The sequence below is a fragment of the Fictibacillus nanhaiensis genome (assembly GCF_042686385.1).
Taxonomy (GTDB): Bacteria; Bacillota; Bacilli; order Bacillales; family Fictibacillaceae; genus Fictibacillus; species Fictibacillus nanhaiensis.
In genome coordinates this window covers 1,518,541-1,534,323 of sequence record NZ_JBHUPF010000006.1, presented here as the reverse complement: position 1 = coordinate 1,534,323, position 15,783 = coordinate 1,518,541, and the positions used below count along the sequence as shown (strand labels likewise).

Sequence of the window (15,783 nt, the reverse complement as noted above, 5' to 3'; positions counted from 1 at the left end):
GTTTTTTCTTAGCTGCATTTGAAAGGAGTTGATTTCCGTTCCAGGTGCCCGCTTTCCGCGGGGCAGGCGGTGAGCCCCTTGCCGCTTTGCGCCATTAAGGGTCTCACCTGACCGCTTGTCCCGCAGGAGTCTCGCACCTTCCTCTCCAATCAACTTATTCAATGAAGACAAGTAATAAAATGAAACAACCTTTTTTAAAAGTCATGCCAATCTGTAAAAAATATGAAAATGAAAATATAATTTCTACTTCTTAAATTTACTTTTGATGATCAAGTAATCCTCGATGTCTTGGAGTAACTGGTAGAGCTTTGAGCGTGTTTCGAATTCGTCTCTGTCTTTTGGCAAATGCATCTCCCGGAATTCTTGTCTCATGTTTTCTAGATCATCTAAGAACAAAACCGCTGTATTTCCTGGGTGAACGGCTGCGCTTAGGCGTTCGAAGAAGCTTCCCAATTTTTCACACTGAATATATGTCTTATCGATGGATGAAATGATCGGAAGCATTCGTTGAATGATCTCAAACTGTTTTTCTCTCATCTTAAAATAGTGGTAATACTGGTTTTCGTAACGAAGAAAATGATTTTCAATGTCTCGAAAGGCAATACTTTTCGCGTTCGAGATAAGATCTGCGCATTCTGTAATCTCTTTTCCGTCCCATTCGTGTTTATCATGAGCCAAATACAGATGAAATTCGTGAAAGATCACTTTGTATCTTTTTTCGAGTTCCCTTTGCATGTTTAACAGTATTTTTTCTACCGAAGGCATGTAGAGATTCATGATTAATCCCATCCCTATACCGATTACGATAATGCTAAATTCATTTAACACGATTTCCCAAGTAATCTTTTGAAGGGTATATAGATGAAGGATGATGACAGACGATGTGATGATGCCTTCTTTCAGGTTAAGGGATACGAGTGTTGGGATGAACAGAATTAAAAGAATGGTCAGCGCATAAGGATGATAGCCGACCAGCGAGAAGATCGCACTCGCAAATCCTATTCCGAGTATACAAGCTGCAAACCTCTCCCACGAAGAGATGATTGATTTCTTTTTCGTTATCTTTATACAGAGGATGGTTAGAATACCTGCTGACGTGTAAAAATCTAACCCTAGCCATTCTGCTAGGGCGATAGCAAGGCCAGCTCCGATTGCAGTCTTTAATGTTCGATAGCCAATTGTAAATTTCATCAAATGCATGCCTTCTTTCCGATCTCGTTCTGCACCTTGTACCATTATTCCATAATTCAAGGATAATTAGAAACGAAAAAGGACTTCAGCTAAGAAGTCCTTTTTTAAGCATTATAGCACTTTTTCCAAGAAAGCTTTAGCTCGATCTGTACTCGGATTTTCAAAGAAAATAGCGGGTTCTTGATCTTCGACTAATTTTCCATCATCCATAAAAAGAACACGATCAGCAACTTCTTTTGCAAAGCCCATCTCATGTGTCACGATAACCATCGTCATGCCGAGCTTGACGAGGTTCTTCATCACTTGCAGCACCTCTTTTACCATCTCTGGATCTAGAGCGGAAGTCGGTTCATCAAAGAGCATAACTTCAGGCTTCATAGCGAGTGCTCTCGCTATCGCCACACGCTGCTTTTGACCACCTGAAAGGTTAGAAGGATAGCTGTTCGCTTTATCACTCAGCCCTACGGTTTTAAGCAGGTCCAAAGCAACAGTTTCCGCTTCATTTCTCGACGTTTTTAATACTTGCTGCGGCGCAAAAGTAACATTTTCTAAAACAGTCAGATGAGGAAAAAGATTGAAGTGCTGAAATACCATCCCTATCTTTTTACGAAGATGAAGTTCCATCTCGTTTATATCCTTACCTTCTAGTAAAATCGATCCTTCATCGTGAGTTTCTAACAGGTTTAAACAACGGAGAAATGTAGACTTACCTGATCCTGAAGGCCCGATCACAGCGATAACTTCACCTTTCTTTATCGAAGTTGATATCCCTTTTAACACTTCATTATTTCCGAATCTTTTTTTCAAACCTTGAACATCAATCACTCTTAGCGAGCCTCCTCTCCATAACTCGACCAGCCAACGTTAGCATCATGACTAATAAATAATAAACAAGACCCGCTAATAACAACGGTTCAAAAAAGCGATAGTTACTTGCGCCAACGATTTGAGCTCGTCTCATAATATCAAGTGCTCCGATAACAGAGACGATTGCTGATTCTTTTGTTAGTGTAATAAATTCGTTCATCAATGCCGGTAGTATATTCTTAAAGGCTTGAGGTAGAATGATCTTCAGCATCATCGTGCGATATGGAACACCTAAAGCCATAGCAGCTTCTTTCTGCCCTTTGTCGACTGCATTAATACCAGCACGGATAATTTCTGATATATAAGCAGCCGAATTCAGAGCAAAAGTTAAAACACCTGCTGAAAATGCACCAATATCGACTCCGGTCAGCTGAGGTACAGCGTAATAGATCAATAACATCTGTAGAATTAACGGCGTTCCTCTGAAGACCGAAGTATATGCATCTGCAAACCATCTTAAGATTGTAATCTTACCTATTTTGAAAAGGGAAAGTACGGTTCCCCATAAAAATCCTAGTACTAACGATACCGCCACGAACTGCAACGTAACCCATATTCCGTATAGAATATACGGAATAGAAGGCACGAGCTGGGCAAAATCCAAGTTCATGCCTACCACTCTCTTTCTCTATTTTTTAACACCGAACCACTTTTCAACTAGCTCGTCCAATGTACCGTCTTCTTTCATCTTATTAAGTTCCTCATTAAACTCTTTTGTTAGTTTACTATCCTTAGGAAAAGCGATAGCCGATCCTGCTGCGTCAGTGTTTGGAAGTGCGAAAGAGGAAAGGTCTTTATTTTTCTTCAAAAACTCGTATGCTACTGCATCTTCAATAATCGCTGCATCTACACGGTTTGATTTCATCTCTTGAACCAATTCTGTTACTTTGTTACGCTGTACAACTTCAAACTTATGATCCTTTAATAATTTTTCTGCTTCTTTTTCTTGAATGGAAGCCAACTGAACGCCTATTGTTTTGCCTTCAAGATTCTCCACACTTTTAATCGTTTTGTCTTTTGTAACGATCAATTGTTGAGCTGCATAATATTCATCTGAAAAATCTACAGTTTTTCTTCGTTCTTCATTCGGTGTCATACCAGCTATTACAAAGTCAGCTTTTCCGCTGTCTAGTGCAGGAATCAACCCGTTAAAGTCCATGTCCTTTATCTCAACCTTATATCCTAGTTTTTTAGCGATATGATTCGCTACATCAATATCAAAACCTACGATCTCTCCACCTTTTGCTGTTTCCACATATTCATAAGGAGGATAATCAGCTGAAGTTGCCATCACTAACGTCTTCTCTGACGAGTCGCTCCCTGTATTAGAAGCACTCTTTTCTTCTACTGCGCCACAACCCGCTAAGAATGCAAGTACTATGATAAAATAGATGCTAAAAAGATTTTTTTTCATATGTTGTTCCCCCTGTATAAAATATTTATATTTATTCGTTAAAATGAATATTAACACACAATTACGCAAAACTAAGTATTTTAATAATTCTGAATGTATTTATATGCATTTTGACAAGGTGGTTGGTTACTTTGCAATTTGGTGAAAAGATGAAGGATGTTAGTTATCGTAGACGAGAAGCTGTGTATGCCATAGTCTTGGATGATAATAGGAATATTGCCGTTATGGTTCAGAATGGCAAAGGATTCTTACCGGGAGGCGGTATAGAAACTGGAGAAAATCATATAGCCTGTTTGAAAAGAGAATGTATCGAGGAGACAGGCTATACATTTAAGATGGAGCACTTTTTGGGAAATGCAAAGCAATATTTTAGAACGAGACAAGGCGAACACCTAATGAATGATGGGTATTTTTATACAGGTTCCTTTGGAGAGTATGCAAATGAGCCATTAGATCAGGATCATGAGTTAGTATGGATGAATGTTGATCAAGCTGAGGAGCTATTATTTCATTCGTCTCATGTGTGGGCTGTGAAAAAGGGGCTTGGGCTCGACTAAGTGAAAGTCATTGTGAGAGGTGAGTGTTCATTCAATGATCGATCATAAATCTCTGGAATCGATCATAAAAGTCTAGAATCGATCATAAATCTCTGGGATCGATCATAAATCTCTGGAATCGATCATAAAAGTCTAGAATCGATCATAAATCTCTGGGATCGATCATAAAAGTCTGGGATCGATCATAAATCTCTGGGATCGATCATAAATCTCTGGGATCGATCATAAATCCCAAGAATCGCATTTAACCTCTTACTGCTCCTTCATTTTATGAGGAACTAAAAAAAGCTAGCTCGAAATCGAGCTAGCTTTCGTCCATTCATACTTCTTATCCCTACTTACAATAGGTTTCAAAAGCACTTCTCAGCTTGTTTACAACTTCCATCGGTTCGTGGCCTTCAATCTCATGACGTTCGACCATCATTTGAATCTCTCCATCTTTTAATAGAGCAAATGAAGGGGATGACGGTGGATAGCCTGTAAAATAAGAACGCGCTGTCTCTGTTGCTTCTTTATCTTGGCCGGCAAATACCGTAACAAGATGGTCCGGGCGAACGTCTTGCTTTACCGAATATGAAGCCGAAGGGCGTGCGATTCCTCCAGCACAGCCACAAACGGAATTAATCATAACAAGTGTTGTACCTTCTTTTTTAAAAGCTTCTTCAACATCTTCTGGTTTGAATAGCTGTATATAGCCAGCCTCTACCATTTCTTTACGAGCCGTTTCTACTACATCATTAAAAAGATTAAATTGAAAGTTCATTCGTATTCAGCTCCTTTCTTTCTTATTGTACTCAATTATCGCGATATAAAAAAGAAAAATGCCGTAACATATACGGCATTTTTCTTAGGGGGTTATGGGGTTTGGAGGTGTTGATAGTTATCTCTACCCGCAATAAAACCTCCATAAACCTGAAAAACACATTTTTTTAATAAATGGATGTATTTTCTTTTGTCATGCTCTCTAATCGTGCTTTTACTGCAGCTAAGAAGCGTCCGCATACGAGGCCATCAAGAACTCGATGGTCAAGAGAAAGACAAAGGTTAACCATATCTCGTACAGCGATCATGCCATTGTTCATCACGACTGGACGCTTAACGATCGATTCTACAGAAAGGATAGCCGCTTGCGGATAGTTGATGATCGGCGTAGACATCACAGATCCGAAAGAACCCGTGTTATTTACGGTGAACGTTCCGCCTTTCATGTCATCACCAGCCAGTTTATTCGTTCTTACTTTGTCAGCTAGTTCTTTTACATCGCGTGCGATTCCTTTAATAGACTTTTCATCCGCGTGTTTGATGACTGGAACATACAGTGCATCATCAGTTGCGACAGCGATTGAGATGTTGATGTCCTTTTTCTGAATGATCTTATCTCCTGCCCACATGGAGTTGATCTGTGGGTATTCTTTTAGTGATTCTACAACAGCTTTGATAAAGAAAGGCAAGAACGTAAGGTTATATCCTTCTTTTGTTTTAAAATCACCTTTTACCGAGTTACGATATTCTACTAAGTTCGTTACATCCACTTCTACCATTGTCCACGCATGAGGTGCTTCGTGCTTTGAACGGACCATGTTTTGAGCGATCGCCTTACGAATACCCGATACTGGAATTTCAATATCCCCAGGCATAGTGTCAATCGCAACAGGCTTTAATGCTGGTGCAGATTGTTGTTGCGGTGGAGCCGTTTCTTGAGAACGAGATGAAACAGGTGCTGCAGAAGAAACCTCTTCTGTAGCTGGCTTGTTATCTTTCGTAGGAATCTGGCCGGAATCGATGATTTTCTGTAGATCCTTCCGAGTGATTCTTCCGCTTTGTCCGGATCCCTCTACTTGGTCTAGATCGATTCCATGCTCAGATGCCATTCTCACTACTGCAGGTGAAAAACGTCCTCTCGCAGCTCGATCGACATTTGTTGCCGACTTGGCAACACTCGCACTAGGAGATGCTGAAGGTGTAGTTACCGTTTCAGCAGGCTTTTCTTCAGTTGAAGTTGAAGATGCTGCACTTCCTCCACCTTCTCCTTCTGTTTCGATGTAGCAGATCAGTTCACCTACAGAAAGAGTATCTCCTTCACCTGCAACGAGTTCTTTAATTGTTCCAGAAAAAGATGATGGAACTTCTGCGTTTACTTTATCTGTCATCACTTCCGCTAGTGGATCGTATTTCTTAACCGTATCACCCGGCTGAACGAGCCATTTACTGATCGTACCCTCTGTTACACTTTCCCCTAATTGGGGCATTGTAATTTTTTCAGTAGCCATTAAAGTCCCCTCCTATTGTTAAAATGCCGCAAGATCTCTCATGGCTTTTTCTACTTTATCAGGATTCACCATAAAGTGCTTTTCCATCGTTGGTGCATAAGGCATTGCAGGCACATCTGGACCAGCTAGACGTTGGACAGGTGCATCCAGTTCGAACAAGCAATTTTCAGCGATGATTGCTGAAACTTCGCTCATGATACTTCCTTCTTTATTGTCCTCAGTAACGAGTAGCACTTTACCTGTTTTAGAAGCTGCTTCGATAATTGCTTCTTTATCCAATGGGTAAACGGTACGAAGATCGAGAATATGAGCTGAGATTCCGTCTTTTTCTAACTTCTCAGCCGCTTGAAGAGCAAAGTGTACACAAAGTCCGTATGTAATAACGGTAATATCTTCACCTTCACGCTTCACGTCCGCTTTTCCGATCGGCAATGTATATTCTTCACTCGGTACTTCACCTTTAATCAGTCGGTAAGCACGTTTATGTTCAAAGAAAAGAACAGGATCTTCGTCACGGATTGCAGATTTCAAAAGACCTTTCACATCATAAGGCGTAGAAGGCATTACAATCTTTAAGCCTGGTACGTTAGCGAATAGCGCCTCAACAGATTGAGAGTGATAAAGTGCACCATGAACACCACCGCCATATGGAGCACGAATCGTAATCGGGCACGTCCAATCATTGTTTGAACGATAGCGGATCTTAGCCGCTTCAGAAACGATCTGGTTAACGGCTGGCATGATAAAGTCAGCGAACTGCATCTCTGCGATCGGGCGCATTCCATACATGGCAGCACCGATCCCTACTCCTGCAATAGCAGATTCTGCAAGTGGAGCATCGATCACTCTTTCTTCACCAAACTCTTCAATCAACCCAGTTGTTGCACGGAAAACTCCTCCGCGTACACCAACATCTTCCCCTACTACAAATACTCGCTTATCGCGTTGCATCTCTTCGCGAATCGCTTGTGTTACAGCATCAATATATGAAATTACCGGCATCTCGTTTTCCCCCTTTACTCTGCGTAAACATGAAGAAGTGCGCTTTCAGGATCTGCATATTTTGCGTTCTCTGCATATTCTGTAGCTTCATCCACTTCTTTTTGGATTTCGTCAGTGATCTGTTTTTCTAATTCTTCTGTTAAGATACCATTCTCTTTTAAGTAAGCAGCAAATGTATGAATCGGGTCTTTTGCTTTTGCTTCTTCAACCTCTTCACGCGTTCTGTACGCACGATCATCATCATCAGAAGAGTGAGGCGTTAAACGATAAGCAACTGTTTCCACTAAAGTCGGGCCTTCGCCACGTCGTCCACGATCAGCAGCTTCTTTTACAGCTTCATAAACAGCGAGTGGATCATTCCCATCTACCGTTACACCAGGCATGCCATAACCGATCGCACGATCAGAAACGTTCACACAAGCTAGTTGTTTTGAAATAGGAACAGAGATCGCGTATTTATTGTTCTCACACATAAAGATAACAGGCAGTTTATGAACAGAAGCAAAGTTTGCTCCTTCATGGAAATCTCCTTGGTTTGATGATCCCTCACCAAACGTCGTGAACGTGACAAGGTCTTTCCCTTCCATTCTGCCGCCAAGCGCGATTCCTACAGCATGAGGAACTTGAGTTGTAACAGGTGAAGAACCTGTTACAATACGAAGCTTTTTAGAACCAAAGTGCCCTGGCATCTGGCGACCGCCGCTGTTAGGATCTTCTGCTTTTGCAAAGCCAGAAAGCATAAGGTCTTTCGCAGTCATACCAAACTGTAAAACTACACCCATATCGCGATAATATGGCAACACATAATCTTTCTCATTATCTAAAGCCATTGCTGCACCAACTTGAGCCGCTTCTTGTCCTTGACAAGAGATAACGAAAGGAATCTTTCCTGCGCGGTTCAATAGCCACATACGCTCGTCAATTTTTCTTGCTAATAACATCGTTCTATACATATGGATGACATCTTCATTTGTTAAGCCTAATTGTTCATGACGTAATTTTGCCATTTGTTTTACCTCCTTAGAAATGGATCGCTTTTCCTTCAACAGCTAACGCTGCTTCCCCAAATACTTCTGATAGAGATGGATGTGGGTGAATCGAATGAGCCATCTCCCACGGTGTTGCGTCTAAAACTTTTGCTAGACCTGCTTCAGAGATCATATCCGTTACGTGAGGTCCGATCATATGAACGCCTAATAGGTCATCAGTGTCTTTATTTGCAACGATCTTAACAAACCCATCACTTTCACCATAAACAAGTGCTTTTCCGATCGCTTTAAAAGGAAACTTACCGACTTTTACGTTAAAGCCTTGATCTTTTGCTTGTTTCTCCGTAAGACCGACACTAGCCATCTCTGGACTTGAGTAGATACATTTCGAAATGTTATCGTAGTTGATCGGTTCAGGTTTCAGGTTGGAAAGGTGTTCTACTGCCGTGATTCCCTCATGCGATGCAACATGCGCAAGCTGAAGTCCTCCGATTACATCTCCAATCGCATAGATGTGGCTTTCTCCGGTTTGGAAGTATTCATTCGTCTCAATGTATCCGTTTTCAACTTTTATGATGGTGTTCTCTAGACCGATTCCTTCTGTGTTTGCCATGCGTCCTACAGAAACGAGCATCTTTTCCGCACTAAATTGTTTTGTCTCACCTTTAAGTTCAGCAGATATCATAACGCCTTCGTCTTTTTCTAACGTATCAGGAAGGACTTTTGCACTCGTTACGAGTTTGATGCCTTTTTTCTTTAGAACACGTGCTGCTTCTTTCGAAATCTCTTCGTCTTCTGTTGGTACGATTCTGTCAGCGTATTCAAGAACCGTTACTTCAACTCCAAGATCATTAAGCATAGATGCCCATTCAATCCCGATCACTCCACCACCGACAATGATGATTGATGCTGGCAACGACTCCATCTCTAGCGCTTCATCACTAGACATAACTAACTTACCGTCGATCTCTAATCCTGGTAACGACCGAGGTCTAGACCCTGTTGCAATGATGACGTTCTGTGGGATTAGAATCTCATTTTCTGTACCATCATTAAACTCAACAGATATCGTACCTGGCATCGGTGAAAAGATAGAAGGTCCAAGAATACGTCCTATTCCTTCATAGACTTCAATCTTTCCTTTTTTCATCAAACTTTGTACACCCATGTGTAGTTGATTGACGATGGATTGCTTACGCTCTTGCATCTTGGAAAAGTTCAAGCCAAGCCCTTCGATCTCAACACCAAAGTCTGCAGCTTTTTTTGCTGTTTTGTATACCTCAGCACTTCTTAATAAAGCTTTACTTGGTATACATCCTCTATGTAAGCAAGTACCGCCAAGCTTTCCTTTTTCAACGACTGCAACGGTTTTTCCTAATTGAGCAGCGCGGATGGCAGCTACATAGCCGCCAGTCCCTCCGCCCAATATGACCAAATCAAAGTCTTTTGACATCGCTCATATCTCCTTTTGCTGCTAGTTAATCCAGTGACACTCTAGCAATCGTTTTTCCTCCAGGATAAACCTTTGCTGTTTCTTCTTCTCTTAGTACGCGAAGGCCACCTTCTGCTAACGCTTGAAGCTCATTCTCTCCCGGTTGAATGATACAATCAGAAATCCATTCAACTCGGTCAGTTATCTTCTTGACAAATTCTTTTCCGAAAGCGAGACCACCTGTTAGGATGATCGCATCGACTTGTCCATAAAGAACCGTACTTGCAGAACCGATCTCTTTAGCCACTTGATAAGCCATAGCATCATAGATAAGCTCTGCTTTTTTGTCACCATTTTCGATTCTTTCTTCAACGGTTCTTGCATCGTTTGTTCCAAGATACGCAACAAGACCACCTTGTCCTACAAGCTTCTTCATCACTTCTTCTGCGTAAAATTCACCAGAGAAGCAGAGTGAAACCAAGTCACCAATCGGAACAGTCCCCGCACGTTCTGGAGAGAAAGGTCCCTCTCCATGCAGTCCGTTGTTTACATCGATCACTCTTCCGTCCTTGTGGACACCTACTGTGATTCCTCCGCCCATATGAACGACAATGAGGCGAAGAGCTTCATAGGATTTATTCAACTGTTTCGCTACCCGTCGGGCAACAGCCTTTTGATTCAACGCGTGAAAAATACTCTTTCTTTCCATTTCGGGTACACCCGAAATTCTCGCGATCTCATCCATCTCATCAACAACTACTGGATCCACGATAAAAGAGGGGATATTCAAACCTTCTGCTATTTCGAATGCCAGAATTCCACCTAGATTCGAAGCATGTTCACCAGCGTATCCATTTTTCAAATCTCGAAGCATGGGTTCATTCACACTGTATGTTCCACCTTCAATCGGTCTTAACAAACCGCCTCGACCGACCACACAACTAAGCTTTGAAATATTGATACCTTCGTGGTCTAAAGCTTCTAAGATCGTCTCTTTTCTAAAAGCGTACTGATCGATGACAGAATCAAACGAATGGATGGTTTCTGTATCATGGCGGATCGTTTTTTCAAATACTGGCCGTTCGTTATCGAAAATACCAATCTTAGTAGAGGTTGACCCCGGATTGATCACTAGTATGCGAAATTCTTTTTGATGCACGTTTCAAACCTCCATTGATACGAACTCTTAACGAGATCGGTTAGACAGGATATGTCTTTCGTTTAATAAGAACTGACTTCTAGACTTTCTCATACGTTCGATACGCTCTTCTGCAAGACGATCTGCTGCAAGATACGTTGGAATGTTATCACGTTTTGAAATTTCAATTACACTTGCGATGTTGTCATAGATCGTTTCAACTTTTTTCATAGCACGATCACGGTTATAGCCGTTAAGCTCGTCAGCTACATTGATAACTCCACCAGCATTAATCACATAATCCGGTGCATAAACGATGCCCATCTCATGAATCGCATCCCCGTGACGCGTTTCTTTTAATTGGTTATTAGCAGCTCCTGCAATAACTTTGGCTTTGATCTGCGGAATCGTATCGTCGTTAATAATCGCTCCTAATGCACATGGTGCGAAGATATCACAATCCACACTGTAAATTTCATCAATTTCAACTGCCTTAGCTCCAAAATCTGTAACTGCTCGTTGCACAGCTTCTTTATTTATATCTGTAACGATCAATGATGCGCCTTCTTCGTGAAGGTGTTTACATAGTGTGTAAGCAACATGTCCAACACCCTGGACAGCAATCACTTTTCCTTCTAAAGAATCTGTACCAAACGCTTCCATTGCTGCTGCTTTCATACCACGGTATACGCCGTAAGCTGTCACTGGAGATGGATTACCGCTTGAACCGAAAGCAGGTGATACACCTGTTACAAATTGTGTTTCTTGGTAGATCAGGTCCATGTCTTCAACTGTCGTACCTACATCTTCTGCTGTAATATAACGTCCGTTAAGTCCTTGGATATAACGACCGAACGCACGGAACATTTCTTCGTTCTTATCTTTCTTAGGGTCACCGATAATTACGGTTTTTCCGCCACCAAGATTCAATCCTGCTGCAGCGTTCTTATAAGTCATCCCTTTAGCAAGTCTGAGTGCATCTTCAATCGCTGCATCTTCTGTTTCATACGTCCACATTCTTGTTCCACCTAGAGCAGGTCCAAGTGTTGTATCGTGAATACAGATAATTGCTTTTAATCCAGATTGTTTATCTTGGCAGATCACCATTTGTTCATAATCGTAAGTTTCCATATATTTAAAGATTTCCATTGTGTTTTCCTCCTAAGTTTTAATAGTCAGTGATAACTGAGTTTACCGCTAAAGCGATCGAATAATATTTACTTTCCGCTGAATCTGCTCTTGATGTTAGTACAATCGGTGCTTTAGCACCACATATTACTGCTCCAACTTTTGCTCGAGCAAAATAGATCAGCGATTTATACAATACATTTCCTGTTTCAATATTAGGAACAAGAAGAATATCAGCATTTCCTGCCACATTGCCTGTAATTCCTTTGTGAGCTGCAGCTTCCCTCGATATGGCATTATCTAAAGCCAAAGGACCTTCTACAATACCATCTTGAATCTGATTTCTTAGGTTCATAACCGTTAGACTTGCTGCATCCAATGTTGCTTGCATAGCAGGATTGACATTCTCTACAGCAGCAAGCACAGCAACTTTTGGAACATCTACACCGGTACGTATCGCAAAATCAATAGCATTCTGAGCAATCTGCACTTTTTGATTAAGGTCCGGCTCTATGTTCATGGCAGCATCCGTAATAAAGATCAATTTTTCAAATCCTTCGACTTCGAATGCAGCAACATGAGACAGCACTTTGCCTGTACGGAGACCGAATTCTTTATTTAGGACTGCTTTTAAAAGAGCAGAAGTTGAGATAAGCCCTTTCATCAAAATATCAGCGTCTCCATCATGAACAGCTTTTACCGCCTTTAACGCAGCCGAAGCTGTGTCGGTAGGTACAACTTTTATTCCATCCAACGGCACATCTGCATTTCTGTCTAACCAATCAGAAATTTTGTCATCGTTTCCAAATAGAATAAAATGAGCGAGCCCCTCTTTATATGATTTCAGTATGCTTTCCAAAACCTCTTGATCCCCAGCTTCTGCCACTGCGATGACTGGTTTCTCTTGTTGATTTTTGGCTTGGCTCACCAAGTTTTGCAAACGCATGCTATCCCCCCTTGTTAACCGCTATAGTAACAATGCAATTTTCGTGCCAACTTTAAAATGAAGGATAAAGTGAATTCATAGATACGAATGTGCAATTATTTGCAAATGTATTGCAAGTTATTGCATGAAATTATTTGCGCACTTTTTCATCAAGGTTGTATTTTTCTAATTTATAATAAAAATTCCGGAGTGAGATACCTAGTGATTTAGCTGTTTTTGTCTTGTTGCCACGAAATCTCTCTATAGCTTCTGTTAAAATACGTTTTTCAAACGCATCAATTTGTTCAGCTAAAGTCTTCTCATCCTCATTCGTTTCGGTCATATCTTGCAGATGGACGTCTGCTTTTTTTGATGGTTCTATAGATAACAGAGAAATATGACTTCGGTCGATCTGTGAATCCGTATGACTCATGTGTATGATCGCTCTGCCTAATACGTTTTCAAGCTCTCTAACATTTCCCGGCCAATGATAGGCTAATAAAAACTCTTCTGCATCCTTACTAATAAAATCAATGTTTCTTCCATAGTCTTGATTTAACTTTTGCAGCAGGTGGTACGCTAAGAGCAAAATATCGTTGTTTCTTGCTCTTAGTGGTGGAATATAGATCGGCATCCTGTTGAGCCGGTAGTACAAATCCTGCCTGAACGTACCATCTGCGATCATTTTTTCAAGATTTACATTCGTTGCGGCGATAACACGAACGTTTATCGGTATGGATTTTGTCCCACCAACACGTCTGATTTCATTCTCTTGTAGAACACGCAATAGTTTGGCTTGTGTGTTCTGGGACAACTCTCCCACCTCATCTAAAAAGATGCTTCCGCCGTTCGACTCTTCAAAAAGGCCTCTTTTTCCTCCTCTTAACGCACCAGAAAAAGCTCCTTCTTCATAACCAAACAGCTCGCTCTCTAATAACGATTCAGACAGCGCTGCACAGTTAACACGTATAAACTTGTTAAACTTCCGGCTGCTTGCATTATGTATCGCATGTGCAAAAAGTTCTTTTCCCGTTCCAGATTCTCCGCGAAGCAGAACGGTAGCTGGTGTAGAAGCAGCTAACTTTGCCTGATCAAGCGCAAAACTCATCTCTTCTGAAGAACCGATAATATCTTCAAACGAATATTTCGCTTCAAGCGTCCGAATGATCTGTCTTGCCCGGTTCAGTTCTTCAGTAAGTCCTTTTATCTCAGATACATCGTGAATTACACCTACACTGCCTTTTAATAAGCCATCCACGATAACAGGTGCAACGTTAACGATCACATCTTTCCGATTTGGTCCGACTCGTAGCCGAGCACCTCTTACAGGTTTTCTTGTTTTAAGTACCTGCATGTGAATACTTTCACCTTCAGAGATATCAGTTGTAGCCGGCTTTCCAATCACTTGCTCGGCTGTGTATCCTGTGAGCTTCGTATAAGCAGGATTGATCATTATCCCTTTTCCTTCTTCATCAACTACAGATATTGCTTCCTCAGAGGATTGGATGATTGATCTTAACATCGTTTGGATGCTTTTTAGGTTCGTTACTTCTTCTGCCAGATCCACGATTTCCGTAATGTCTTTAAAGACTGCAAAAGCACCAAGCTTTCGACCTTCTTGGTTCAGAATAGGCGTTCGAGTTGTATAAATTTTTGTACCATTCGCTAAGATTTGTTCTTGATTTACTTCTTCTATGCCTGAGTCCATAACTCTTGGTAGCTGACTATTAGGCATTACTTCTAATATGGATTTTCCTAAAACTTGCTCTTTTGATAAACCTGTCATCTTCTCGGCACTCTTATTAAATATCGTGATCGTTAAATCCTGATCGATCACAATCATGCCGTCGTGTGTATTGTCTAAAATGGTTTTGAGTTGCTGCAGATGGCTGATGTCTTTTTTGTTTTCCGTTTGATTTGATAAGGTTAACAAAAATCTAAACTGAGTGGTATTCAGTCTTCCTGACGATGCATACTTTTTTTTGCAAATCCAATCTGCTGTTTCTTTAAGAGAATCTGAATAAACAATAATATCTACTCCTTCAACCGGTGCCGACGAATATGTAAAAACCGGGGTGTTATCCAATCTGATCGGCAACGATTGGAGAGGTTCTTGTAAGATAGCTGCAAGTTCAAAAAGTTTCGATTGATTGATCTCATGAACCAAATCCATCTCTTCTTGCGCTGCCAACAATACGATCCTTTGCAATAATTAGCCCACCCTTTTATTATAGCATGCAATATTTTTCACAACTTTATCATAGCTCACCATGAAAGGGTTTGCAAACTTATTTTACATCGACATTAATTTTAACTTTATGTACAATAAGACGAGTAGAGGAGTGGGATTCTTCATGAGCAGATATGTAGCATTGCTGATTGTGTTAATACCTGGGATCATGGCGGTGATGGGCATAAAATGGATGAGGGACACATTATTTGGCGTTTTACAGTTCCCGTTTCCATACTTATGGTTGCAGTTCATCGCAGGACTATTAAGTTTTTTAGCAGGTTTAGCTTTTGTTGGCGGATTCATCTTTTATAGAGACCGTAAAAGAAATAAAGTTCAGTTAAAATACAGAAAAAAATAACCATCTCAGTAAAAGAGAGATGGTTATTTTTTGTGGGTAAGTAATTATGCCATAACTTTATGTTCGATTCGAAGTTTATCCGCGACCATCGCGATAAATTCAGAATTCGTAGGTTTTGCTTTTGACATGGATACTGTATAGCCGTTAATATATCAAGGTTTAGAAGTGTTCGTTTGTTTGTTAACATCATTAATTTATTGGTATGTATTTATGTTTGTTAGTTGGTAAATAGTCACTAACTATATCAAGTATAATACTGCTGTTTTTACACGTCAATCT

Annotated in this window: 15 protein-coding genes and 1 pseudogene; 2 read left to right on the top strand and 14 right to left on the bottom strand. The window is 40.8% G+C overall.

Features of this window, described 5'->3' with window-relative positions:
* Window positions 1-243: 243 nt before the first annotated feature.
* From ACFS5O_RS11330 to ACFS5O_RS11315, 4 genes are all read right to left on the bottom strand, one after another.
* Window positions 244-1,191, bottom strand: a complete 948-nt coding sequence (locus ACFS5O_RS11330; protein ID WP_205726780.1) for an aromatic acid exporter family protein — start codon at window positions 1,189-1,191, stop codon at window positions 244-246.
* A 111-nt stretch (window positions 1,192-1,302) separates the two neighbouring features.
* Window positions 1,303-2,016 (bottom strand): amino acid ABC transporter ATP-binding protein, encoded by a 714-nt coding sequence (locus tag ACFS5O_RS11325; protein ID WP_205726781.1) that lies wholly within the window; start codon window positions 2,014-2,016, stop codon window positions 1,303-1,305.
* A complete protein-coding gene (locus tag ACFS5O_RS11320) occupies window positions 2,009-2,668 on the bottom strand; it encodes an amino acid ABC transporter permease (protein WP_198767724.1) in 660 nt (219 codons plus the stop codon). Before ACFS5O_RS11320 ends, ACFS5O_RS11325 begins: the two co-directional genes overlap by 8 nt.
* A gap of 18 nt (window positions 2,669-2,686) precedes the next feature.
* Window positions 2,687-3,472, bottom strand: a complete 786-nt coding sequence (locus ACFS5O_RS11315; protein ID WP_205726782.1) for a transporter substrate-binding domain-containing protein — start codon at window positions 3,470-3,472, stop codon at window positions 2,687-2,689.
* Between the two features lie 131 nt (window positions 3,473-3,603).
* Here ACFS5O_RS11315 and ACFS5O_RS11310 point away from each other — a divergent pair, with 131 nt between their 5' ends.
* Entirely contained in the window at window positions 3,604-4,029 is a 426-nt protein-coding gene (locus ACFS5O_RS11310) for an NUDIX domain-containing protein (RefSeq protein WP_205726783.1), read from the top strand.
* A 334-nt stretch (window positions 4,030-4,363) separates the two neighbouring features.
* Here the strand turns inward: ACFS5O_RS11310 and ACFS5O_RS11305 are convergent, their stop codons facing one another.
* The 9 genes from ACFS5O_RS11305 to ACFS5O_RS11265 all read right to left on the bottom strand — a co-directional run bounded on the left by ACFS5O_RS11305 (window position 4,364) and on the right by ACFS5O_RS11265 (window position 15,122).
* Window positions 4,364-4,792 (bottom strand): BrxA/BrxB family bacilliredoxin, encoded by a 429-nt coding sequence (locus tag ACFS5O_RS11305; protein WP_205726784.1) that lies wholly within the window; start codon window positions 4,790-4,792, stop codon window positions 4,364-4,366.
* A gap of 166 nt (window positions 4,793-4,958) precedes the next feature.
* Window positions 4,959-6,299 (bottom strand): dihydrolipoamide acetyltransferase family protein, encoded by a 1,341-nt coding sequence (locus tag ACFS5O_RS11300; RefSeq protein WP_205726785.1) that lies wholly within the window; start codon window positions 6,297-6,299, stop codon window positions 4,959-4,961.
* A gap of 18 nt (window positions 6,300-6,317) precedes the next feature.
* Window positions 6,318-7,301, bottom strand: a complete 984-nt coding sequence (locus ACFS5O_RS11295; protein ID WP_066395978.1) for an alpha-ketoacid dehydrogenase subunit beta — start codon at window positions 7,299-7,301, stop codon at window positions 6,318-6,320.
* A gap of 14 nt (window positions 7,302-7,315) precedes the next feature.
* Window positions 7,316-8,308 carry a thiamine pyrophosphate-dependent dehydrogenase E1 component subunit alpha gene (locus ACFS5O_RS11290; protein WP_205726786.1) on the bottom strand — a complete coding sequence of 331 codons (993 nt, stop codon included), beginning with the start codon at window positions 8,306-8,308 and terminating at the stop codon, window positions 7,316-7,318.
* 13 nt (window positions 8,309-8,321) lie between these two features.
* Window positions 8,322-9,743 (bottom strand): dihydrolipoyl dehydrogenase, encoded by a 1,422-nt coding sequence (lpdA, locus tag ACFS5O_RS11285; RefSeq protein ID WP_205726787.1) that lies wholly within the window; start codon window positions 9,741-9,743, stop codon window positions 8,322-8,324.
* A gap of 25 nt (window positions 9,744-9,768) precedes the next feature.
* A complete protein-coding gene (gene buk, locus ACFS5O_RS11280) occupies window positions 9,769-10,881 on the bottom strand; it encodes a butyrate kinase (RefSeq protein WP_205726788.1) in 1,113 nt (370 codons plus the stop codon).
* A 27-nt stretch (window positions 10,882-10,908) separates the two neighbouring features.
* A complete protein-coding gene (gene bcd / locus ACFS5O_RS11275; protein WP_205726789.1) occupies window positions 10,909-12,009 on the bottom strand; it encodes a Leu/Phe/Val dehydrogenase in 1,101 nt (366 codons plus the stop codon).
* A 19-nt stretch (window positions 12,010-12,028) separates the two neighbouring features.
* Window positions 12,029-12,934 carry a phosphate butyryltransferase gene (gene yqiS / locus ACFS5O_RS11270; RefSeq protein WP_205726790.1) on the bottom strand — a complete coding sequence of 302 codons (906 nt, stop codon included), beginning with the start codon at window positions 12,932-12,934 and terminating at the stop codon, window positions 12,029-12,031.
* Between the two features lie 130 nt (window positions 12,935-13,064).
* Window positions 13,065-15,122 carry a sigma 54-interacting transcriptional regulator gene (locus ACFS5O_RS11265; RefSeq protein ID WP_318300241.1) on the bottom strand — a complete coding sequence of 686 codons (2,058 nt, stop codon included), beginning with the start codon at window positions 15,120-15,122 and terminating at the stop codon, window positions 13,065-13,067.
* A 145-nt stretch (window positions 15,123-15,267) separates the two neighbouring features.
* On the opposite strand from ACFS5O_RS11265, the gene ACFS5O_RS11260 reads away from it, so the two are divergent.
* Complete coding sequence (locus ACFS5O_RS11260; protein ID WP_205726791.1) at window positions 15,268-15,504, top strand: DUF2627 domain-containing protein; 237 nt, start codon at window positions 15,268-15,270, stop codon at window positions 15,502-15,504.
* Between the two features lie 44 nt (window positions 15,505-15,548).
* Here the strand turns inward: ACFS5O_RS11260 and ACFS5O_RS11255 are convergent.
* Window positions 15,549-15,647: pseudogene (locus ACFS5O_RS11255) on the bottom strand (sporulation transcription factor Spo0A); the annotation flags it as partial.
* Between the last annotated feature and the right edge of the window lie 136 nt (window positions 15,648-15,783).